The following is a 19,318-nucleotide window of genomic DNA, read 5'->3' as shown; positions in this document are numbered from 1 at the left end:
TCAGAGCCCGAGATGCCCTTTCAGGTCGGGTACCGATGCAAGGACCTCATTGGTCAGCTGCGGGCCGGCTGCTGCCTCGGCCTGCTGGACCAGCATCGTGCCGGCCTGGCTGATTTGTGTCAGCGTAAGGCCTGATGCCTTGAGTATGGCGACGCCGTTGATCAGCGCGCCGGTCTTTTCGCCGAGAGCGCCGCCGAGCGCGCCCTCCAGCGAGGACAGGAGGCCACCACCGGAAGCCGCGCCGGGAGCCATGACATCATATTGCTTGGCCAGGGCGTCGGCTCCCGGGATTCTGGCAAAGAAGCTGGACAGGGTCGTGCCTTCCGCCTCGTGTTCAAGCACCGAGAAAATCGTGCCGGCGATCTTTTCCGTCAAAGCCTGGTTGAGACCGGATTTCTGGGAGACGGTGTTGATGATGTCCTGAACGTCCATGATCTTTCCTCAGGCCTTGGTGTTTGCGGGCGGGTGCCGGTTGACGCGGATCTTGATCAACGATCGTTTGAAGGCGGGGAAGGCAGTGAACCGCAGCGCCAGCAAAGCCATGGCGGCGAGGGCGAACCCACTTGCCAGAAGCGGGGAGAGAAAGGTCATGGGCGTATTCCTTCGTCGTCAATCACGCATTCTTTTCCCGCCAAATGGCCATTCTCGTTCGCCAGATGGCCCGAATGAGGCATAGCCCGGTAACTTCTTTTTACATCGTGGTGCGTGCATTTAGCATTGCCACAAAGGACCAAAATTTAACGACAGTGCGGCGCCGAGCATCACGGTCGTCGTGCAGGGACTTTTGGCAGCCTCACTCAGCCGTGACTGGACCAGGCAAGCTTCGGCTCTATGTTGCCGCGGGGGCCCACGAGGAGCGCGCCATGACAACACCTGCCGGACCCACTGCCGCCAAGCCTGTCATTACCCAGGCGATGATCGATGCCTATGACGAATACACGCATCTGACGCTCGACCGGCGGCGCTTCATGGAGCAATTGACCAGGCTTGCCGGATCGGGTGCGGCAGCTGCCGCGATCGCGCCGCTGCTGGCGGCGAACTCGGCCCAGGCGGCAATCGTGGCGGAAGACGATCCGCGTGTGAAAGGCGAGGACATCAGCTATCCCGGCAGCGGCGGCGAGATGAAGGGCTATCTGGTCAGGCCGGGAGACCAGACCGGCAAGCTTGGTACCGTCATCGTCGTGCATGAGAACAGGGGTCTCAACCCGCATATTCGCGACGTGGCGCGGCGCGTTGCGCTGGAAGGGTTCGTGGCGCTCGCGCCGGACTTCATGACACCGCTCGGCGGCACGCCGGACGATGAAAACAGGGCACGTGACCTGTTTTCCCAGCTCGATCCAGCACAGGTCGCCGCCAATGCCGTGGCAACGGTCGCCTACCTCAAAGGCTACAAGGACGGCAACGGCAAGGTCGGCGCCGTCGGCTTCTGCTGGGGCGGCGGCACGGTGAACATGCTGGCCGTCAACGCGCCGGACCTCGCCGCCGCCGTCGCCTATTACGGCATGCAGCCAAAGGCCGAGGACGTGCCGAAGATCAAGGCCGCGCTCATGCTGCATTATGCCGGCCTCGACACCCGCACCAATGCCGGCATCGATGCCTTCAAGAAGGCACTCGACGCGGCTCATGTCGAATACTCGGTCTATGTCTATGAAGGCGCCAACCATGCCTTCAACAACGATACGTCGGCGGCCCGCTACGACAAGAAGGCGGCTGACCTCGCCTGGGGCCGGACGATCGCTTTCCTCAAGGAGAAGCTGAACTGATCAGGTGGGCGCCGGCGCCGGTTTGTGAAGGGCGACGCCGGCCACCACCAGCGCGATGCCAACGCAGTCGGTGAGGCTCGGCACCTGCCGCAGCACGATGACGCCGATCAACGTCGCGGTGACCGGCAGCAAAGACAGCATCAGCGCGAAGCTGGAGCGCGGCAGCCGCGACATGGCAAGCTGGTCGCATATATAGGGAATGACCGACGAGCAGATGCCGACGCCGACCGCCGCAAGCAGCAGCGGCGGCGCCGAGAAAGCCGGCAGAGCATCGGCGAAACCGATCGGCAGAACGACGAGAAGGGCGACCGCCATGGCGGCACCCAGCCCGACGATGCCATCGCCGGCGCCGCCGCGCGCGACGCGGTGGCCGAGCACGATGTAGCCAACGAACAGCATGCCGTTGAGGAAGGCCCAGAACAGGCCGACGGGATCGCTCGACCATTTGACGTCTATCAGCAACAGGGTGCCGGCGACAGCGATCGCGAGGGCGGCGAGATTGCGCGGGCTTCTGAGGCCAACAAGCGCAACGGCGATGGTGCCGACGAATTCGATCGCCGCCACCAGCGAGATCGGCAGCCGGTCGAGCGCCAGGTAAAACGAGCAATTCATCACCCCAAGGCAGACGCCGAAGGCCAGAAGCAACAACCGCGTCGAGCGATCGGCGCGGGCGAAGACCGCCCATGGCCGGGTCAACGGGGCAAAGACGAGTGCCGCGGTGGCGATGCGCAGCCAAGCCATGCCGAGCACGCCGACATGCGGGAACAGCAGCACCGCGAAGGCCGGTCCGAGATAGTGGAACACGGCGCTGACGCCGAACCAGAGATGCGGCGGGACCGCGTTTGCCAAGGTAAAGGCGGGGCCGGCGAGTGCCGGACTTGCTGCTGGGGCTTGCGTCCGATCTTGCATGGGATCAGTATCGCAGGCGATTTTTGCCATTGATATGGATGATGGCCGGTCATTGCGGCTATTTGCTTTCCGAAATCAAGGAGTATTCCGCTGAAACGCCTTCGAAATGAAAATAGCGATCTGGATCCGGCGGACCTGAAAATCCTGCGCCTGCTGGAAAAGGACGCGCGCACCAGCACCGCCGAACTGGCGCGGTCGGTCGGCCTGTCGGCGCCGAGCGTTGCCGAGCGCATCAAGCGGCTGCAGGAAAGCGGTGTGATCGAGGCCTATACGGTGCGTATCAATCCGGCCGCGCTCGGCATGAAGCTGTCGGCATGGCTGCGCATCAGGCCGGTGCCGGGCCAATTGGCCGTCGTGGCCGAGATCATCCGCGAGCTGCCGGAAATCGCCCAATGCGACAGGGTGACCGGCGAGGACTGTTTCATCGCTTTGGCGCATGTCGGCTCGGTGGCCGAGCTCGAACGGGTGATCGACCGCATCATCCCATTTGCGATGACCAACACGGCGATCATCCAGTCGTCGCCGGTGGTGCCGCGATCGCCGCTGGGGGCGTGAAGCGCCAGCCTTGACGCTTGGGATCGTTCGTCAGCACATCATCAGAAATGCAAACCGGACGACCGGTCTGTTTCTTCCCGCACCGTTCAGGCGTGGCCGCGTTTCATCCGCGCCTGCTTCAGGATGGCGCGCCAGCGGATCATGGCGAAGGGGATCGGCTCGTTGTTGTTGGCGATGTGGAAGATCTCGTTGTTGAGGTTCTTCAGCGAGCGCCAGAAATCATAGTCGGTGATGCGTGGGTCAGCCGCCAGCCTGTCCGCTTCGACCTTGATATCGGTTTTCATGCACGTTCCCCGAACCGCTGCTGCTCCGCCGCCCGTATCGCAATTCGATGCGGATGGTTTTCCAACGCCGCGCTGAGTCGTTCAACGTCTCAATTCGGCTTGTTCACGTTAAAACCTCGGTAAGGTTAACGGCGGTTGGCCAGTGGTTCAAGCGCTCTCTTGGTTCAAGCCGGCTTACGACGAATACCGATCGAGCGGCCGGCGCGCTCCGGCATCGGCAGGGCGGCATGGGCGGCGCGCATCGCTTCCACCCTGGCCAGGACGTCGGCGGGGAAGGGCGCTACCTTCGGGCCAGCCATGTCGACATGCAGCGACAGCGTTTCGGATGTGGCGGCAAGCCAGCCGTCGCGATGCCGGATTTCCTGATAGGCCCTCAGCCGCTTCTCGTCATGGTCGAGGAGTTGGAACGAGACCGTGACCTTGTGGTCGAGATGCAACTCCTGGACGTAGCAGACATGCACTTCCGCGGTGTAGATGGTCAGCCGTCGTTCTTTCACATAATCCGGCCCCATCCCCATCATCTCGAATGCTTCGTCGGAGCAACGATCGAACAGCACGTTGTAATAGGCCATGTTGAGATGGCCGTTGTAGTCGATCCAGGCCTCCTCGATGTCCATGGCGCGAGAGACGAAAGGGGCGGGGATGGGCATCGGAAACTTCCTTCTCGTCATGCCGGGGTGAGCGTGGACTGGACAGAGCGTGCTTGGTGAGACTACGCATCCGTAGAAGCAGAACAAGGGTGGACGCTGGTCCATTCGCGGAGGAATCGATGGCTCTAAGCGACCTCAATCCGGTCGAGCGCAACGAAGAAGGCATTGCCGCCGTGCTCGGCATCCTCAAGCAGCGGCTCGGCGAGCGATTCCAGACCGGCCAGGCGATCCGCGCCCAGCACGCGCACACCACGACCTATATTCCGACGCAGGCGCCGGACGGCGTCGCCTTTGCCGAGACCACGCAGGAGGTGCAGGAGATCGTGCGCGCATGCGCGGCGCATCGCGTGCCGGTGATCGCCTTCGGCGTCGGCTCTTCGCTGGAAGGTCACACCAACGCGCCGGGCGGCGGCATCTCGCTCGATACGTCACGCATGAGCCGCATCATTGCAGTCAATCCCCAGGACCTCGATTGCACCGTCGAGCCCGGCGTGACGCGCGAGGACCTCAACCGGCACCTGCGCGACACCGGCCTGTTCTTTCCGATCGATCCGGGCGCCAACGCCTCGCTCGGCGGCATGGCGGCGACGCGGGCCTCGGGCACCAACGCCGTGCGCTACGGCACGATGCGCGAAAACGTCCTGTCGCTGACCGCGGTGATGGCCGACGGTGAAGCAGTGACGACCGGCAAGCGCGCCAAGAAAAGCTCGGCCGGCTACGATCTGACACGGCTGCTGATCGGCTCGGAAGGCACGCTCGGCATCATCACCCAGCTGACGTTGAAGCTGCAGGGCATTCCGCAGGCGATTTCGGGCGGCGTCTGCCCGTTCGCCAGTGTCGAGGCGGCGTGCAATGCGGTGATCGCGACCATCCAGATGGGCATTCCGGTGGCGCGCATCGAATTGGTCAACGCGCTGCAGATGCGGGCGATGAAGACCTATTCGAAGCTTGATTATCCGGAGAGCCCGTGCCTGTTCGTCGAGTTCCACGGCAGCGATGCCGGCGTCGCCGAGCAGGCCGAAACCTTCGGCGTGATCGCCGAGGAAAATGGCGGCGGTCCGTTCCTGTGGACCAGCGTCGCCGAAGAGCGGACGAAATTGTGGAAGGCCAGGCACGATGCCTACTGGTCGTCGCTGACGCTGCGGCCGGGTGCCAAGGGCCTGTCGACCGATGTCTGCGTGCCGATCTCGCGCTTTGCCGAATGTGTCACCGAGACCGAGGTGGATATCGCCGAGATGGGCCTGATCGCGCCGATCGTCGGCCATGCCGGCGACGGCAATTTCCATGTGCTGGTGCTGATGGACGTGAACGATCCGAAGGAGATCGCGCTGGCGGAAAAATTCGTGGCGCGGCTCAACATGCGCGCCATCGCCATGGACGGCACCTGCACCGGCGAGCATGGCATAGGGCAAGGCAAGATCGGCTTCCTGCGGCACGAGCTTGGCCATGGCGTCGACATCATGCGCACGATCAAGAAGGCGCTCGACCCGCTGAATATAATGAACCCCGGCAAGATATTGCCTGGAAAGGACTGACCTTCAGGCCGCTGCCGTGCCCCCATTTGCCTCTTTATCGACACGCTGATGCGGGTAGAGTGCCACTGACTTTCAACCAAAACTATCCAGGAGCTGATGCTCGCACGCCTGTTCGTGATCTTCGGTGGGCTTCTTGTGCTGGTGCTGTGTGCGGCGCTGGTGGTGCCGTACTTTGTCGACTGGACGGGTTACCGTGCCGATTTCGAGCGCGAGGCCAGTGCCGTCCTCGGTCGCAAGGTGACCGTGCAAGGCGATGCGACGGCGAGGCTGCTGCCGTTCCCCTCGGTGACGTTCTCGAATGTCGCCGTTGCCGGTGGCCCCAACGGCCAGCCGGCGATGACCGTCGAAACCTTTTCGATGGATGCAGAACTCGCGCCATTCCTGCGCGGTGAAGTGCTAATCTTCGACATGCGGCTGGTGCGGCCGAAGGCGACGATCGACATCGCCGCCGACGGCACGGTCGACTGGACTATACGGCCATCCTCGCCCTTCGATCCCGGTCAGATTTCCATCGAGAAGCTGACGGTGACGGAAGGACAGATCGCGCTCAGCCACGCCGCCGGCGGGCGCAGCCATCTTATTTCCGAGATCAACTCAACGATCTCGGCCAAGTCGCTGGCCGGCCCCTGGAGGCTGGACGGCTCACTGTTGCTGGACGGGTTGCGGACCACGATCGCCGCTTCCACCGGCAAGGCCGAACCGGACGGGCAAATGCGGCTCAGGCTCAAGGCCGATCCGGATGCCTATCCGCTGGTCATCGAGACCGACGGCAATGTGGGCCTCGTTGAGGGCGCCGCCGTCTATTCGGGCCAGTTCAAGATATCGGGCGCAGACCGAACCGCGGCGCGGCCGCGCGGCACCGGCGGCGAGGCGCTGAAGGTCAGCGCCGGCAAACCGGACCCGGGCTTCAGGCTGAACGGCAAGTTTTCGCTCGACCACCAGAAGCTCGGCGTCGACGAATTCCGCTTCGAGACCGGGCCGCTCGACAATCCCTACACCGCCGACGGCAAGGCTGCGGTCGACCTTGGGCTGAAGCCGCATTTCTCTATCGAGGCCAATGGCGCGCAGGTGCAGTTCGACGAGGCCGTCGGGGCGGCGGCCGGGGCCGGATTGACGCTGTCCGAACGGGTGGCGGCGCTCGAGGAGGCGCTGCTCGATCTGCCGAAGCCGACCATACCGGGCACGGTCGAGGTGAAACTGCCGGCGGTGGTCGCAGGCGACACCACGGTTCGCGACGTGCATCTGTCCGCCGAGCCGGCCGAAGGCGGCTGGGCGGTAAAATCGCTGGCCGCCACGCTGCCCGGTCGCGCCAAGCTGGAAGCCAATGGCATGGTCAGCGTCGAGGACCATTTCGGTTTCACCGGATCGCTGCTTCTGGCGGTGGCGCAGCCCTCCGGCTTTGCCGCCTGGCTGTCGAAGGACGTCGACGAGGCGATCCGCCGTTTGCCGGCCGCCGGCTTCAAGGCCAAGGTGGATTTGAGCGAAAAACACCAGGCCTTCAGCGATCTCGAACTCATCCTCGGCAAGGCGAAGTTCTCCGGCCGCATCGATTCCAACCAGCCCGACGAAACCCGTCCATCGGTGCTGATGCAACTCGAAGGTGGCGAACTCGACGTCGATGGGCTCGCTGCCTTCGCCTCGATCTTCGTCAGCGACAAGGGCGCCAACCGCTTTTCCGATCGCGACCTCGATTTCCAAATCAAGGCCGGGCCGGTCAGCGCCGGCGGCTTGACCGCCGATAGCGTCGATACTTCACTTAGATTGCGTGAGGGGCTGCTTGAGATCGACCGCCTGTCGGTCGGCGGACTTGCCGGCGCCTCGATCAGCGCCACCGGCCGGATCAAGGATTTCCCGGCGAGCCCGACCGGCAAGCTCGACGCCTCGGTGGTCGCCGTCGACCTCAAGCCGCTGATCGACGTCGCCGTCCAGCATTATCCAGACAATGCGGTGCTGAAGTGGCTGGCGGAGCGCGCTGCTGCCTATCCCGAGCTGTTCCAGGATGCGCGTATCGACGCGGTCACGAGTGCCGCAGACAATGGCGATGGTACGACCGGACTGGCCATGAGCGCACAGGGCAAGGCCGGTGGCTCGGCCTTTTCGGCGTCGTTGTCCGGCAAAGGGGCGCTCGACCGGCCTCTCGAAGCGCCGGTGACGCTGACCTTCAACGCAAGGAACGCCGACGCCACCGCGCTTCTGGCGCTTTACGGTCTGCCGGCACTGCCGCTCGGCATGCTCGGCGAGGCGACCACCGACGTCTCGGCCAAAGGCACGCTTGGCGGCGGCCTGGCGACACGATTCAGCCTGGCCGGCAATGACTTCAAAGCTGGTTTCGACGGGACAATTGCCGACACGCCTCAGGGCGCGGCCGCCAAGGGCAAGGTCAGCCTTGAAACGGCCGACATCTCGCCATGGCTGATGACGACCGGCGTCGGCCTGCCCGGCATGGAGACCGGCATGTCGACGTCGCTTGCTGCCGATGCCGACTACGGCAATGGTCTCCTGGTGCTGAGCGGACTCAGCGGCGCCGTCAACGAAGCGGCGGTTTCCGGTGACGTAAATATCGACATCAAAGAGGGGCTGCCGCATCTTGCCGGCGCGCTGTCGCTGGACGAACTGGACCTCGATCCGATGGCGGTGATGCTGTTCGGCGACCAGGCTTTCCTTGTCAATGACAGGACCTGGCCGACGGCACCGTTCAGCCAGAAATCCAGTCTGCCATTTACCGCCGATCTCGATCTGACGGCGGCGTCGCTTGCCGCCGGCCCGCTTGCCACCGCCTATGACGCTGCGCTTTCGCTGCAGCTCGACCAGGAGGGCATCCGTGTTTCCGACCTCAAGGCAAAATTCCTCGGGGGCGAGTTGAGTGGCCTGTTCGAGCTCAAGAACAATGACGGCACCGGGCTTTTCTCCGGTCAGATGAAACTCGCCGGCTCCGATTTGACAGCTGTGCTGCCGGAGGCCGGCATCAGCGGAAGCGGCGATTTCTCGACGGCGCTTTCGACCAGCGGCAAATCGGTCGACGCGATGGTCGCGGCGCTGTCCGGTTCCGGCACGGCGACGCTGAAGGGTATGACCATTGCCGGCTTTAATCCCGATGCCTTTGGCGCACTTATTGCCAAGGCCGACCCGATCGGGCGCGATATCGACGCATCGAAGACTGCCGGTTTTGTGCCGCAGATCGCCGCGGCGGGCAGTTTTCCGGCGCAGGACACCGATATTGCCTTCACCATCGCCGGCGGCACGCTGAGAGCACCGCCGGTCAAATTGGAAAGCCCGGGCGCGACGCTGTCCGCCGACATCACCGCCGATCTGAACACCAGCACCGTCGATGCCAAGGGCGAGATCGCCTATCGACCCGGCGATGAGGCGCTGGTCGGCTCCGAACCGATTTTGAATTTCAGCGTCGACGGTCCGTTCGGCGCCACCAAACGGCAGTTCGACAGCGAGCCGCTGGCCCAGTTCCTGACCCAGCGTGCGCTGGAAAAGGAGCAGCAGCGAGTCGAAGCCATGCAAGCCGCACTGCTCGAGAAACAAAGGCTGCGGCGTGAGGTGCGCTACTACGCTGCCTTGCAAACCGAGCGTGAAAGAGCGGCGGCGGAACGGCGCAAGCAGGAGGAGGAAGCGGCGCGGCTGAAGGCTGAGGCCGACGCCAGGGCAAAGGCCGAAGCCGAGGCTCAGGCCCAAGCCGAAGCGGAGGCGAGGGCGCAGGCTGAAGCCAAGGCGAAGGCTGAAGCGGACGCCAGGGCAAAGGCCGAAGCCGAGGCGCAGGCCCAAGCCGAAGCGGAGGCCAGGGCGCAGGCCGAAGCCAAGGCGAAGGCGGATGCAGCAGCGAAGGCCGAAGCCGAGGCGAGGGCGAAAGCCGAGGCGGCTGCAAAGGCCAAAGCGGATGCTGAAGCCAAAGCCAAGGCGGCGCAACAGGCTGCCGAGGAAGCCGCGCAGGCCGAAGAACAGCAACGCCAAAGGGCGGAAGAGGCGTTGCGGATCGCCTCGGAAGAGAAGGCAAGGCTCGACGCCGAACGCAAGGCCGCGGCGGAGCGAGCGGAACGGGCGCCACCGGCCGCAAATAACGTGCCACCGCCAGTGCAGCCCCCGCCAAAGCTCAAGTTCGATCCCTCGTCGATCGACGATCTGCTAAAATCGCTGAATGGCGGGTGACGGCGTATCCTTTATATATCGGGTCCAGCAAGCAAGCGCTTCAGCATCGGCTCGATCCGCCCGAGTTCGTCGAGATGAGCGGCTGACAGATCGGCGAGACTGTCGTCGGCGCGCTCGGTCAGCCGCAGCAGCACGCGGCGGTGGTCCTCCTCGTCGTGCTCCCTCGCGACGAGCCCGGCTTCGCAAAGACGGTTGACCAATTCCACTGCGCTGTGATGGCGGATGCGCAGGCGCTCCGCGAGGTCGCCAATGGTCACCGGCCCTCCGCCGGGAAACCCTTTGATCGCAAGCAGGGCCTGATGCTGGCGTGGTGTCAGGCCGGCTTCCTGCGCCTGGATTTGGCTGAATTCGAGAAAGCGGCGGATCAGGTAACGAAATTCGGACAGCCTCTGGTAATCGGCCGGCCCGATCGTTGCGCCGCGCTTTTGTGGCTTCGAAGTGTCTGCCATCGAATCCTTTCCGACAAAGCCGCAAACGGGCCTTGAACATTTATATCGTGTTACGATACAGAACGCACCAACATGGCTCGTGCCCGCCATCATCGGTGGCACGGCCGGCGACCCATCCGCAAGTCGGCACGCCGTCAGAAAGCAAGGTTTGCAAATGAAGTCCGATCACGCCAACCCGGGCCATCTGCGGGATTTTACCACCGATGCCCGGGTGCTGCTCATTGCCGGCATAGCGGTGGTGGTGGCGACGGTGGGGCTGTTTGCCGGCATTGCCCTTTTGAAGCTGATCCGGCTTGCCACGAACATCGCCTATTTTGGCCAGTTCACGCTCGCCGACCTGAAACTGCAGGATACGCCGTTTGGCTATGCCTCGGTATTTGTTCCGGTCATCGGGGCATTGATCATCGGTGTGATGGCTCGCTTCGGAAGCGACAAGATTCGCGGCCATGGCATTCCCGAAGCCATCGAGGCGATCCTGCTCGGACGCTCGCGGCTCGACGCCAAGGTGGCAATCCTGAAGCCGTTGTCGTCGGCAGTCTCGATCGGCACCGGTGGGCCATTCGGCGCGGAAGGGCCTATCATCATGACCGGCGGCGCCATCGGCTCGCTAATCGCGCAGATGCTGCCGGTCGGCGACAATGAACGCAAGACGCTGCTGGTGGCGGGTGCGGCGGCCGGCATGACCACCGTGTTCGGAACACCGATCGCTGCCATCATGCTTGCGGTGGAATTGCTGCTCTTCGAATGGACGCCGCGCAGCTTCATTCCCGTAGCGGTCGCCGCGGTTATTGCCGAGGTCGAGCGCACCATGCTGCACCTGCCGGGGCCGATCTTCCCGTTTCAGGGCGGCATGGAGGTTTCATTTCCAGCCCTTGCCGGCTGGGTGCTGGTCGGCATGGCAGCCGGGCTGCTATCGGGGTTGCTGACCCAGATGGTCTATGCCTGCGAGGACGGTTTCCAGAAGCTGCCCATCCACTGGATGTGGTGGCCGATGCTCGGCGGCCTGGTGGTCGGCATTGGCGGGCTGATCGAGCCGCAGGCGCTCGGCGTCGGCTATGACAATATCGCCGACATGCTGGATGGCCGCACCATAGCGACCGCTGCGCTCACCCTGTTGGTGGTGAAGGCGATCATCTGGTCGGTCGCACTCGGCTCGGGAACGTCGGGAGGTGTGCTGGCGCCGCTGCTGATCATGGGCGGGGCGATGGGCGCGGTCCTCGCCGGCTTCCTACCGGCCGCCGATCCGGGCTTCTGGGCGCTGCTGGCGATGGCGGCGACGATGGGCGGCACCATGCGTGCGCCGCTGACCGCCACCTTCTTTGCGGTCGAACTGACCGGCAACACCCATGTCCTGGTGCCGCTGATCGCGGCAACTGCCACTGCGCACGCGGTGACCGTGCTGTTGATGAAGCGTTCGATCCTCACCGAAAAAATCGCACGGCGAGGGCATCACATGGTTCGCGAATACCGTGTCGATCCGTTCGCCCTGACCAGGGTGCGCGAGGTGATGACCAGCGACGTCGAGAGTGTGCCGGCGACAATGACGCTGCACGGCGCGGCAGCGTTCCTGACGGCGCCGGAGACACGACATCCGAGCTTTCCGGTCGTCGATGAAGAGCGCCACGTGCTTGGCGTCATCGACCCGCCGGCGATCCTGCGCTGGAGACGCACCGGCAAGCACCGCACGACGACGCTTGGCGAACTGCTGGCCGGCAGCAAGGTCACGCTGGCCTATCCGGATGAGTATCTCGAGGGTCTCTCCGACAAGCTGCTGATGGCGAACGTGTCCCATTTGCCGGTCGTCACACGAGAAAATGCCCGGCTGGTGGGCTATGTCGGCTGGAAGGACCTGATGCGCGTCAGATCGAAGAAACAGGCCGAAGAACGCGACCGCTCGGCTTTGCTGGGCTTCCGTATCCGGCGCAGGAAACAGGATAGCGTTGCCTGAAGGCTAAAACTTGCCGCGCTTGGCCCAATCCAGCACATAGAGCCTGAGCGCCGAGGAGAGGTTCGCATCGCGCGGGCGGCTCTCGTCGATTTCGGCGACAAGCGCGGCGAGCGTCAGTTTTCGCACGGCCGCAATAGCGATCAGGTCGTCGTAAAAAGGCTTTTCGAGCGAATAGCTGGTGCGGTGGCCGCGAATCGTGACCGAGCGCTTTTCGACCGGGCTCACGCGACGATCCTATTCACATTCAAGCATCGGATTTGTCCGAATCGCCCGATTTTTCGCGGCGATGGCCGGCGACGAACTTATCGGCCTTGTCGGCGATCAGGCGGTCGCGATCCCGGCTGGTTTTGGAACGGCCATGCAGCGCCCGGTTCTGCTCGGCCAGGCGCTCCTTCTCGGTTCGCGCCTTCTGCTTGCGTGCCTGACGGAGATTGACGATCTCGGCCATGTCACGCCGCCCGTCGGGTCATTTCTTGCGGAAGGCGTCGAGCGACACCACGTCGGCGCCCTTGGCACCGGCGTCGGCCGCGGCAGGCTTCTTTTCCACCTCAGCGTTTTTCTTCTTCGTCTCAGGCTTTTTCTCGGCGACGATGGCCAGCGGCTCGGGAGCAGGCTTGGCCTTTGTCTCCTGTTCCGCCGGGGTATCGGTCTTGACGTCGAATTCGAGCTCGAAGTTGACGGATGGATCGTAAAAGCCGCGCACTGCCGAGAACGGGATTTCCAGTTTCTCCGGCACGTCGGAAAACGACAACCCGACTTCGAAGCCCGTGTCGCTCACCTTCAGGTCCCAATACTGGAACTGGATGACGATGGTCATCTGTTCGGGATAGCGCTCGCGCAGCCGCGACGACACGCGCACGCCCGGCGCGCCGGTGAGAAAGGTGATGAAGAAGTGATGGTTGCCCGGGAGACCGGTGCGCGCGACCTCGGCCAGGACTTTGCGCATGACGCCGCGCAACGCCTCCTGGGCCAGAATGTCGTAGCGGATGTGGTCGTCGGCCATGTGGCTGTCGGGTTCCGTTGAATCGTCCTGATAGCTGTAATCAAGCTTGAGCGCGGCGTAAACCGGATATAGATCGCCTGCGTGCGGAAGCGAAGCCCATCGGCGACGATTTGATCGTCAAACGGCTTTGATCGTCAAGCGCTGGCGAGCGCGCCCTGTTTACGAGCCACAGGCTGCCGCTTGCGGAAGGCGCGCAGGAAGGTGCGCACGCCATTTGTCGCCGACTGCACCACCTCGTCCTCGGTCGGTGTGCCGCCGAGCATGAACGTCGTCTGCAACTCGGCATTGGCAAGCGCCATGAACTGGCGCGCTGCGACGTCGGGATCGTCGATATCAAGGAAGCCGGCATGAGCGAGGCGGGCGAAGCGGGCGGCGATCGCCGGCCATGTCCTGCCCGGTCCTTCTTCGCGCCATTCGGCGAACAACTCGGGATAGCGCCCGCCCTCGGTCTGGATCAGCTTGCGCAGGAATTTGCCGTCGCGATTGCAGATGCAGTTGTGATTCATGCGCACAGCAAAGGCGATGAGGTCGGCCTCGAGATCCTTCGGCTGATCGGGAAAAGTGGAAACCGTGGCAAAGATGCCGGCGTTGCAACGTTCGGTGAGGTCGCGGACGATGGCAACGAAGAGTTTTTCCTTGTCGCCGTGATGATTGTAGATGGTCTGGCGGGAGACGCCGGCCTCGGCGGCAATCATGTCGATATTGGCACCGGCGAAGCTTTCGCGGCAGAAGACCGAGGTGGCGGCATCGACAATCGACATCCGCTTGGCCTCATGGCCCCGCGGCGGGAAAATGTCAGGAGAAACGTTGGCCTTCATGCAAAACTATATAGAGGTGGTTGACGAATTAGACAAGCCTGTCTAAATTTGTGGACTGCACGAAGGGAGTTTCGTTCCGCAGAAGAGTCGGAACTCCACGGGATGGAACGTCCTAGGGTTACGCGCCGGTCCTCGGCGGCAACCAGAATTCGAAAGAGCCTGCTATCATGAACGCCAAATTCCTCCGCATTGCGGTCGTGCTCGGCCTATTGTCCGCGATCGGTCCGTTTGCCATCGACATGTATCTTCCGGCCCTGCCGTCAATAGGCGAGGATCTGCATGCCGGCACTGCCGCGGTGCAGATGAGCCTGCTGATCTTCTTTCTTTCCATGGGCTTCGGCCAGATCGTCGTCGGACCGATCTCCGACATGGTCGGCCGCAAGCTGCCGCTCTACGGCGGCCTGGCGCTGTTCATGGTCGGCGGCGTCGGCTCGGCGCTGGCTCCCTCGATCGAATGGCTGATCGCCTTCCGCTTCCTGCAAGGGCTCGGGGCCAGCGCCGGCATGGCCGTGCCGCGCGCGATCGTGCGCGACCTGCATACCGGCACCGAGGCCGCCAAGTTGATGTCGCTGCTGATGCTGGTGTTTTCGGTGTCGCCGATCCTGGCGCCGCTGACCGGTAGCCAGATCATCGAGAACTTCGGCTGGCGCGCCGTGTTCTGGACGGTGACGGGCGCGGCCGTGCTCGCCACCATCCTGCTGGCGACCTCTCTCAAGGAGACGCGGCCGGTCGAAGAGCGCGCCGGTTCGTCCTTCGGGACGGCACTTTCCGGCTACCGCTTCCTGATGGGCGACCGCAACTTCCTTGGCCTGACGGCCATCGCCGGCTTCGGCATTGCGAGCTTCTTCGTCTATCTGTCGAGCTCGTCCTTCATCCTGATCGACCATTATGGCCTGTCGCCTTCGGTTTACAGCGTGTTCTTCTCGATCAATGCGGTTGCCTTCATCGGCATGTCGCAGCTGACCGGGTTGCTATCGGAGCGGTTCGGGCTGCAGCGCGTGGTGCGCGTCGCGGTGACCGGCTATGCGACAACGATGGTGGTGCTGTTCGCGGTGATGGCATCGGGTGTCGACCGGGCTCGACGTAATGGCGGCGCTGCTGTTCATCGGCTACGGCTTTCTCGGCCTGGTCATCCCGACAACGTCGGTGCTGGCCATGGAAGAGCATGGCGAGATCGCCGGCACCGCTTCGGCGCTGATGGGCACGCTGCACTTCGCCATCGGCGCGGTCGCAATGGGCGTCGCCGGCGTGTTTTTCGACGGCACGCCGCTGCCGATGGTGGCGGGCATCACGCTGTGCGCGGCGATCTCCTTCACACTGGCCAAGATAACACTCGGCCGCAGCCGGGACGTTGCGGAAGCGCCGGCGGAGTAAGCTTCACCTATCGAGACAAAAAGGCCGGGCGATGTTCCCGGCCTTCCTCACGTTTGCGGTCCCGGTTCAAAGCAGCCTATGCCTATACGACGGGTTCAAGACATGCAGCTTAGACATCTCAAGACCTTCGTGGCGGTCGCCACCACCTTGAACATCACGCGCGCCTCCGAGCGGGTTCATCTTGCCCAATCGAGCGTGACCGAACAGATCCAGGCGCTGGAAGCCGATCTGGGCACGTCGCTGTTCGACAGGTCACGGCGTGGCTTGAAGCTGACGACGGCAGGACAGCGCCTGCTGGACTACGCAAACGATCTCCTCGACCTTGCGGACGAAGCCCGTTCCGCTGTCGCCGACGCGAGCGGTACGGTTGCCGGTCGCCTGACGGTCGGCGGCCTGGAGACGCTTTGCTCGACACGCTTGCCGGCTTTGCTGGGGGAATTCCATCGGCGCCATCCCGATGTGGAACTGGACCTCAGGGCGAACGATAGCAGTGGGTTGCGTGCCGGCGTGACAAGCGGGGCGCTGAACGTATCGTTCCATTTCGGAGCCGTCCCGGCGGCGGCGCCGGAGCTGCGAAGCGAGCAGATAGCCGAGGAAGAGCTCGTCGTCATAATGCCGGCAAATCACCGGTTGGCCGGATATACTGCCATAAGGTCCGACGACCTGGCTGACGAAGCCTTCCTCGTCACCCAGCCCGGTTGCGTCTATAGGCGGGTGTTCGACGAAACGTTTGCGGCAACATTGCCTGACCGTCCAAAACTCGTCGGCGAGTTCGCCAGCATGGGTGCGATACGGGGCCTTGTTGCAGCCGGCCTTGGATGCGCGCTGGTTCCTCGTCTCGTGGCTTCCGCGGCCGATGCCAATATCGTCGTGTTGCCTTGGGTCGGAAGCAGCCCGGTGACGCCGGTCACCATGGTATGGCGCCACCGGCGCATTCAAGCGCCGGTGTTGCGGCTGTTCCTCGCAATGGTTCGCGAAATTTGGCCATTGCTAGACCAGCCGCTGGCCACCATCGACATGAAGCACCGTTGCGGTGATGAAGCCGTTATGCATCAGGGACGTGATGGCGTGGGCAATGTCGGCTGCCTGCCCGATCCGGCCGACGAGCAGGCGCTTTGCCATGCCGTCCAGCGCAGCCGTCTTTCCGCTGCCGGCGACGGCATCCCAAATCGGCGTGTCGACCCAGCCCGGCGAGACGACGTTGACGCGGATCGGCGCCAGTTCGACGGCAAGCGCGTAGGCGAGTGAGCCAAGGGCCCCATTAACGGCTGCCACCACCGAACCTTTCGCCGCCGGACGATAGGCTGCGATGCCCGAGGTCAGCGTGATCGATCCCCTGGGCGTCAGACGAGGCGCGCCATGTTTGGCAAGAAGAAGCGGTCCGACGACCTTGGAATCCATCACTTTCCGCGCCAACGAGATGTCCATCTCGGGAAGCAATACATAGACGCCGGTGACGTCGGCGGCGGTCGAGACGATGTGGTCGAGCGTACCGACATCCTGGAACAGGCGTCGGACCTCGTCCTCGCTTGTGACGTCGGCTGCGATCGTCCTCAGCCTTTCCGGGTGAGGCAAGCGCTGCCGTGCGGCCGACAACCGGTCCTGGGAGCGGCCGACGATCGTAACCTCAGCGCCGGCGGCAAGCCGCTGTTCGGCCAGCGAAAGCCCCATGCCGGAACTGCCGCCAACGATCAGGATGCGTTCGTGTTTTGGTGTGGTTTCCTGGTTCATCTTGTCTCCATCAGGTAGCTCGCCGGGCATGACCACACGCGGCGAGAACCTGAGGCCTTGTCCCGCAAAGGCATGAGAGAAGGGAAACGGGAAGATACGAATGCTGCCATCGGAGATTCCGATAATGGCAAGCCCTTGGGCTTTCGCCTCAGCCTGAGACGCCTCAGCCTGAGACGTTGATGAAACATTCGCCGGTGCGATCGATGCGGTCAGCCAGGGATTGGTATAAACGCCGCGGCGCCTTGGGTCTGTCAGGGCGCATAAAAAAGCCGCCGGCCAACCTGCAGCTGCGCATATCAAAAAAGGGAGAAATGGAGGTTTCTGTTGCCAGGTACCTCCGAACCCCGCCTAGAAGTGCGAACCACTAGGGCTTGAATTGAAGCTATCGCACCGCTTACGCGGCGAGACGTGCTTCCGCATAGTTGTCGTTGGCAACTATAAGTTTAGCCCGATAACGGTGGTACAATGCCGGGCAAAAGTACGATCTTTACACCTTCGTCGATCCTATTTCGCCCCCAGCAAAAGCCGCTCCTGAGCAGCGGTTTTTGGTGGAGGCGCCGGGTACCGCCCCCGGGTCCGAACGGCTTATTTCATCGCCTGTTTATCGCCATAGTCGGTCGAGCCGACGAAGCGAATATAGGGACTGGCGGTGGAAAATGAAAGGCCGGAATGCCACTTTCGTCGGTGCCAAAGTGGATCATGAAGGGTTGACTTGCAGCCGGTCTCAACCGAAGCTTTGTGGCGGTGAGGAGACCTAGCGCATACTTGCGGCAGCGCGCCACAATCCTCATCAACCGGATCCCGTGGCGCCGACGAGGGGAAATTCGATGGCCGATTATCTTGCAGACGTAAAGAAATATGATGCGGCGGCGGATGCCGACGCGGTCGCCAAGATCGTCAAACATCTGGGCATCGCGCTCAGGAACCGCGATTCCTCGCTGGTGTCCTGCACCGACCCGGAGGAACTGAAGCGCGTCAGGAACAGCTGGGTCGCCGGCAAGCTCGGCGTCACCGACGGCGCCAAGGCAGATGCGGCTATCGAAAAGGCCTGCAAGGCGATGGCGGCCGACAACAGCAAGAGCCGGGTGACGTTCTATTACCTTGTCGCCAGGGATCTGGGCATGCTCGGCTCGCTCTGAGCAACCTCGCCGCTGATGCTGGTGAGGCTTCTGCTGGAATCGTCTCGCTTTGCTGTGTTCGGCCGACGGTCATTCGGCTATGGTGGCTGACAACCCGAATCGGACCGGAGCCGATGCGCCAGTATCTCGATCTTCTGAAGCATGTGCTGGAAAACGGCGCTGATCGCGGCGACCGTACCGGCACCGGAACGCGCTCGGTATTCGGCTACCAGATGCGCTTCGACCTGGCCCGCGGCTTTCCGGTCACCACCACCAAGAAGCTGCACCTGAAGTCGATTATCCACGAGCTTTTGTGGTTCCTGGCCGGCGACACCAACATCAAATATCTCAACGATCACGGCGTCTCGATCTGGGATGAGTGGGCCGACGAGAACGGCGATCTTGGCCCGGTCTATGGCAAACAGTGGCGGTCGTGGCCGGACGGCCATGGCGGCGCCATCGACCAGATTGCGAATCTTCTGAAGGAGATACGCAAAAATCCTAATTCGCGGCGGCTGATCGTTTCGGCGTGGAACCCGGCCGAGGTGGAGGCCATGGCGTTGCCGCCCTGCCACTGCCTGTTCCAGTTCTATGTTTCGGAAGGCAAGCTTTCCTGCCAGCTCTACCAGCGTTCGGGCGATATTTTTCTCGGTGTGCCGTTCAACATCGCTTCCTATGCGTTGCTGACGCTGATGGTGGCGCAGGTGACCGGATTGAAACCCGGCGATTTCATCCACACGCTCGGCGATGCGCATCTTTACTCGAACCATTTCGAGCAGGCGCGCGAGCAATTGCGGCGCACGCCCAAGGCGTTGCCGACGCTATGGATAAACCCCGAGGTGAAGGATCTCTTTGCTTTCCGCTTCGAGGATTTCCGGCTCGACAACTATTTCGCCGACGCGACGATCAAGGCGCCGATCGCGGTCTAGCACTATAGCTGACCGTCCATATCGAAATTGCCTACTGCGGCTACGCCCTTGGGCGTTGTCAGCATTCGACTTGCTCGCCGACGTCGACCTGACGCAA

Annotated in this window: 18 protein-coding genes, 1 other RNA gene and 2 pseudogenes; 9 read left to right on the top strand and 12 right to left on the bottom strand. The window is 63.1% G+C overall.

Annotated features, from left to right (window positions below):
• Together NKJ13_RS08805 and NKJ13_RS08800 are read right to left on the bottom strand one after the other, a co-directional pair.
• Positions 1-432 carry a hypothetical protein gene (locus NKJ13_RS08805; protein WP_352687613.1) on the bottom strand — a complete coding sequence of 144 codons (432 nt, stop codon included), beginning with the start codon at positions 430-432 and terminating at the stop codon, positions 1-3.
• A 9-nt stretch (positions 433-441) separates the two neighbouring features.
• Complete coding sequence (locus NKJ13_RS08800) at positions 442-591, bottom strand: hypothetical protein (RefSeq protein ID WP_352687615.1); 150 nt, start codon at positions 589-591, stop codon at positions 442-444.
• A gap of 272 nt (positions 592-863) precedes the next feature.
• Here NKJ13_RS08800 and NKJ13_RS08795 point away from each other — a divergent pair, with 272 nt between their 5' ends.
• Complete coding sequence (locus NKJ13_RS08795; protein ID WP_352739960.1) at positions 864-1,763, top strand: dienelactone hydrolase family protein; 900 nt, start codon at positions 864-866, stop codon at positions 1,761-1,763.
• On the opposite strand, the gene NKJ13_RS08790 is transcribed toward NKJ13_RS08795, so the two are convergent.
• Positions 1,764-2,672, bottom strand: a complete 909-nt coding sequence (locus tag NKJ13_RS08790) for an EamA family transporter (RefSeq protein ID WP_352739959.1) — start codon at positions 2,670-2,672, stop codon at positions 1,764-1,766.
• Positions 2,673-2,762: 90 nt separating this feature from the next.
• Here NKJ13_RS08790 and NKJ13_RS08785 point away from each other — a divergent pair, with 90 nt between their 5' ends.
• Positions 2,763-3,227 carry an Lrp/AsnC family transcriptional regulator gene (locus NKJ13_RS08785; protein ID WP_352505671.1) on the top strand — a complete coding sequence of 155 codons (465 nt, stop codon included), beginning with the start codon at positions 2,763-2,765 and terminating at the stop codon, positions 3,225-3,227.
• An 86-nt stretch (positions 3,228-3,313) separates the two neighbouring features.
• On the opposite strand, the gene NKJ13_RS08780 is transcribed toward NKJ13_RS08785, so the two are convergent.
• Together NKJ13_RS08780 and NKJ13_RS08775 are read right to left on the bottom strand one after the other, a co-directional pair.
• Positions 3,314-3,511 (bottom strand): hypothetical protein, encoded by a 198-nt coding sequence (locus NKJ13_RS08780; protein ID WP_023676715.1) that lies wholly within the window; start codon positions 3,509-3,511, stop codon positions 3,314-3,316.
• 164 nt (positions 3,512-3,675) lie between these two features.
• Positions 3,676-4,161 carry a thioesterase family protein gene (locus NKJ13_RS08775; protein ID WP_352505630.1) on the bottom strand — a complete coding sequence of 162 codons (486 nt, stop codon included), beginning with the start codon at positions 4,159-4,161 and terminating at the stop codon, positions 3,676-3,678.
• 119 nt (positions 4,162-4,280) lie between these two features.
• Here NKJ13_RS08775 and NKJ13_RS08770 point away from each other — a divergent pair, with 119 nt between their 5' ends.
• Complete coding sequence (locus tag NKJ13_RS08770) at positions 4,281-5,696, top strand: FAD-binding oxidoreductase (RefSeq protein ID WP_352505631.1); 1,416 nt, start codon at positions 4,281-4,283, stop codon at positions 5,694-5,696.
• A 96-nt stretch (positions 5,697-5,792) separates the two neighbouring features.
• Positions 5,793-9,851 carry an AsmA family protein gene (locus NKJ13_RS08765; protein WP_352739957.1) on the top strand — a complete coding sequence of 1,353 codons (4,059 nt, stop codon included), beginning with the start codon at positions 5,793-5,795 and terminating at the stop codon, positions 9,849-9,851.
• Between the two features lie 11 nt (positions 9,852-9,862).
• On the opposite strand, the gene NKJ13_RS08760 is transcribed toward NKJ13_RS08765, so the two are convergent.
• Positions 9,863-10,300 carry a MarR family winged helix-turn-helix transcriptional regulator gene (locus NKJ13_RS08760; RefSeq protein WP_352687624.1) on the bottom strand — a complete coding sequence of 146 codons (438 nt, stop codon included), beginning with the start codon at positions 10,298-10,300 and terminating at the stop codon, positions 9,863-9,865.
• A 154-nt stretch (positions 10,301-10,454) separates the two neighbouring features.
• On the opposite strand from NKJ13_RS08760, the gene NKJ13_RS08755 reads away from it, so the two are divergent.
• Positions 10,455-12,248, top strand: coding sequence for a chloride channel protein (locus tag NKJ13_RS08755; RefSeq protein WP_352739955.1), 1,794 nt, complete (start codon positions 10,455-10,457; stop codon positions 12,246-12,248).
• Between the two features lie 3 nt (positions 12,249-12,251).
• On the opposite strand, the gene NKJ13_RS08750 is transcribed toward NKJ13_RS08755, so the two are convergent.
• The 4 genes from NKJ13_RS08750 to NKJ13_RS08735 all read right to left on the bottom strand — a co-directional run bounded on the left by NKJ13_RS08750 (position 12,252) and on the right by NKJ13_RS08735 (position 14,069).
• Positions 12,252-12,473, bottom strand: a complete 222-nt coding sequence (locus tag NKJ13_RS08750; RefSeq protein WP_254818946.1) for a ribbon-helix-helix domain-containing protein — start codon at positions 12,471-12,473, stop codon at positions 12,252-12,254.
• A 19-nt stretch (positions 12,474-12,492) separates the two neighbouring features.
• On the bottom strand, positions 12,493-12,696 hold the full coding sequence (locus NKJ13_RS08745; protein WP_352739953.1) for a DUF4169 family protein: 204 nt from the start codon (positions 12,694-12,696) through the stop codon (positions 12,493-12,495).
• Positions 12,697-12,714: 18 nt separating this feature from the next.
• Entirely contained in the window at positions 12,715-13,251 is a 537-nt protein-coding gene (locus tag NKJ13_RS08740; protein ID WP_254818944.1) for an SspB family protein, read from the bottom strand.
• A 134-nt stretch (positions 13,252-13,385) separates the two neighbouring features.
• Positions 13,386-14,069, bottom strand: a complete 684-nt coding sequence (locus NKJ13_RS08735; protein ID WP_352739951.1) for a TetR/AcrR family transcriptional regulator — start codon at positions 14,067-14,069, stop codon at positions 13,386-13,388.
• Positions 14,070-14,236: 167 nt separating this feature from the next.
• Here NKJ13_RS08735 and NKJ13_RS08730 point away from each other — a divergent pair.
• A pseudogene (locus tag NKJ13_RS08730) lies at positions 14,237-15,443 on the top strand (multidrug effflux MFS transporter).
• Positions 15,444-15,521: 78 nt separating this feature from the next.
• Positions 15,522-16,361: pseudogene (locus tag NKJ13_RS08725) on the top strand (LysR family transcriptional regulator); the annotation flags it as partial.
• 72 nt (positions 16,362-16,433) lie between these two features.
• Here the strand turns inward: NKJ13_RS08725 and NKJ13_RS08720 are convergent.
• Positions 16,434-17,174: an SDR family oxidoreductase gene (locus tag NKJ13_RS08720; protein ID WP_352703547.1), complete on the bottom strand. Its 741-nt coding sequence runs from the start codon at positions 17,172-17,174 to the stop codon at positions 16,434-16,436.
• Between the two features lie 310 nt (positions 17,175-17,484).
• Positions 17,485-17,840: a transfer-messenger RNA gene (gene ssrA, locus NKJ13_RS08715) on the bottom strand.
• Between the two features lie 161 nt (positions 17,841-18,001).
• Between ssrA and NKJ13_RS08710 the strand changes: the two genes are divergently transcribed.
• Together NKJ13_RS08710 and NKJ13_RS08705 are read left to right on the top strand one after the other, a co-directional pair.
• Positions 18,002-18,313, top strand: a complete 312-nt coding sequence (locus tag NKJ13_RS08710) for a DUF2853 family protein (protein ID WP_254818940.1) — start codon at positions 18,002-18,004, stop codon at positions 18,311-18,313.
• Positions 18,314-18,426: 113 nt separating this feature from the next.
• Positions 18,427-19,221, top strand: a complete 795-nt coding sequence (locus NKJ13_RS08705) for a thymidylate synthase (protein ID WP_352739949.1) — start codon at positions 18,427-18,429, stop codon at positions 19,219-19,221.
• The last annotated feature ends 97 nt before the right edge of the window (positions 19,222-19,318 follow it).

The organism is Mesorhizobium sp. M0174 (assembly GCF_040322275.1).
Taxonomy (GTDB): Bacteria; Pseudomonadota; Alphaproteobacteria; order Rhizobiales; family Rhizobiaceae; genus Mesorhizobium.
Note: the sequence above shows the minus strand (reverse complement) of the source record. Positions and strands in the feature narration are given on the sequence as shown.

What these genes read in the sequence shown, in the direction of transcription:
- NKJ13_RS08805 (WP_352687613.1), bottom strand. Translation starts at nt 432, where the DNA reads ATGGACGTTCAGGACATCATCAACACCGTCTCCCAGAAATCCGGTCTC.
- NKJ13_RS08800 (WP_352687615.1), bottom strand. Translation starts at nt 591, where the DNA reads ATGACCTTTCTCTCCCCGCTTCTGGCAAGTGGGTTCGCCCTCGCCGCC.
- NKJ13_RS08795 (WP_352739960.1), top strand. Translation starts at nt 864, where the DNA reads ATGACAACACCTGCCGGACCCACTGCCGCCAAGCCTGTCATTACCCAG.
- NKJ13_RS08790 (WP_352739959.1), bottom strand. Translation starts at nt 2,672, where the DNA reads ATGCAAGATCGGACGCAAGCCCCAGCAGCAAGTCCGGCACTCGCCGGC.
- NKJ13_RS08780 (WP_023676715.1), bottom strand. Translation starts at nt 3,511, where the DNA reads ATGAAAACCGATATCAAGGTCGAAGCGGACAGGCTGGCGGCTGACCCA.
- NKJ13_RS08775 (WP_352505630.1), bottom strand. Translation starts at nt 4,161, where the DNA reads ATGCCCATCCCCGCCCCTTTCGTCTCTCGCGCCATGGACATCGAGGAG.
- NKJ13_RS08770 (WP_352505631.1), top strand. Translation starts at nt 4,281, where the DNA reads ATGGCTCTAAGCGACCTCAATCCGGTCGAGCGCAACGAAGAAGGCATT.
- NKJ13_RS08765 (WP_352739957.1), top strand. Translation starts at nt 5,793, where the DNA reads ATGCTCGCACGCCTGTTCGTGATCTTCGGTGGGCTTCTTGTGCTGGTG.
- NKJ13_RS08760 (WP_352687624.1), bottom strand. Translation starts at nt 10,300, where the DNA reads ATGGCAGACACTTCGAAGCCACAAAAGCGCGGCGCAACGATCGGGCCG.
- NKJ13_RS08755 (WP_352739955.1), top strand. Translation starts at nt 10,455, where the DNA reads ATGAAGTCCGATCACGCCAACCCGGGCCATCTGCGGGATTTTACCACC.
- NKJ13_RS08745 (WP_352739953.1), bottom strand. Translation starts at nt 12,696, where the DNA reads ATGGCCGAGATCGTCAATCTCCGTCAGGCACGCAAGCAGAAGGCGCGA.
- NKJ13_RS08740 (WP_254818944.1), bottom strand. Translation starts at nt 13,251, where the DNA reads ATGGCCGACGACCACATCCGCTACGACATTCTGGCCCAGGAGGCGTTG.
- NKJ13_RS08735 (WP_352739951.1), bottom strand. Translation starts at nt 14,069, where the DNA reads ATGAAGGCCAACGTTTCTCCTGACATTTTCCCGCCGCGGGGCCATGAG.
- NKJ13_RS08720 (WP_352703547.1), bottom strand. Translation starts at nt 17,174, where the DNA reads ATGAACCAGGAAACCACACCAAAACACGAACGCATCCTGATCGTTGGC.
- NKJ13_RS08710 (WP_254818940.1), top strand. Translation starts at nt 18,002, where the DNA reads ATGGCCGATTATCTTGCAGACGTAAAGAAATATGATGCGGCGGCGGAT.
- NKJ13_RS08705 (WP_352739949.1), top strand. Translation starts at nt 18,427, where the DNA reads ATGCGCCAGTATCTCGATCTTCTGAAGCATGTGCTGGAAAACGGCGCT.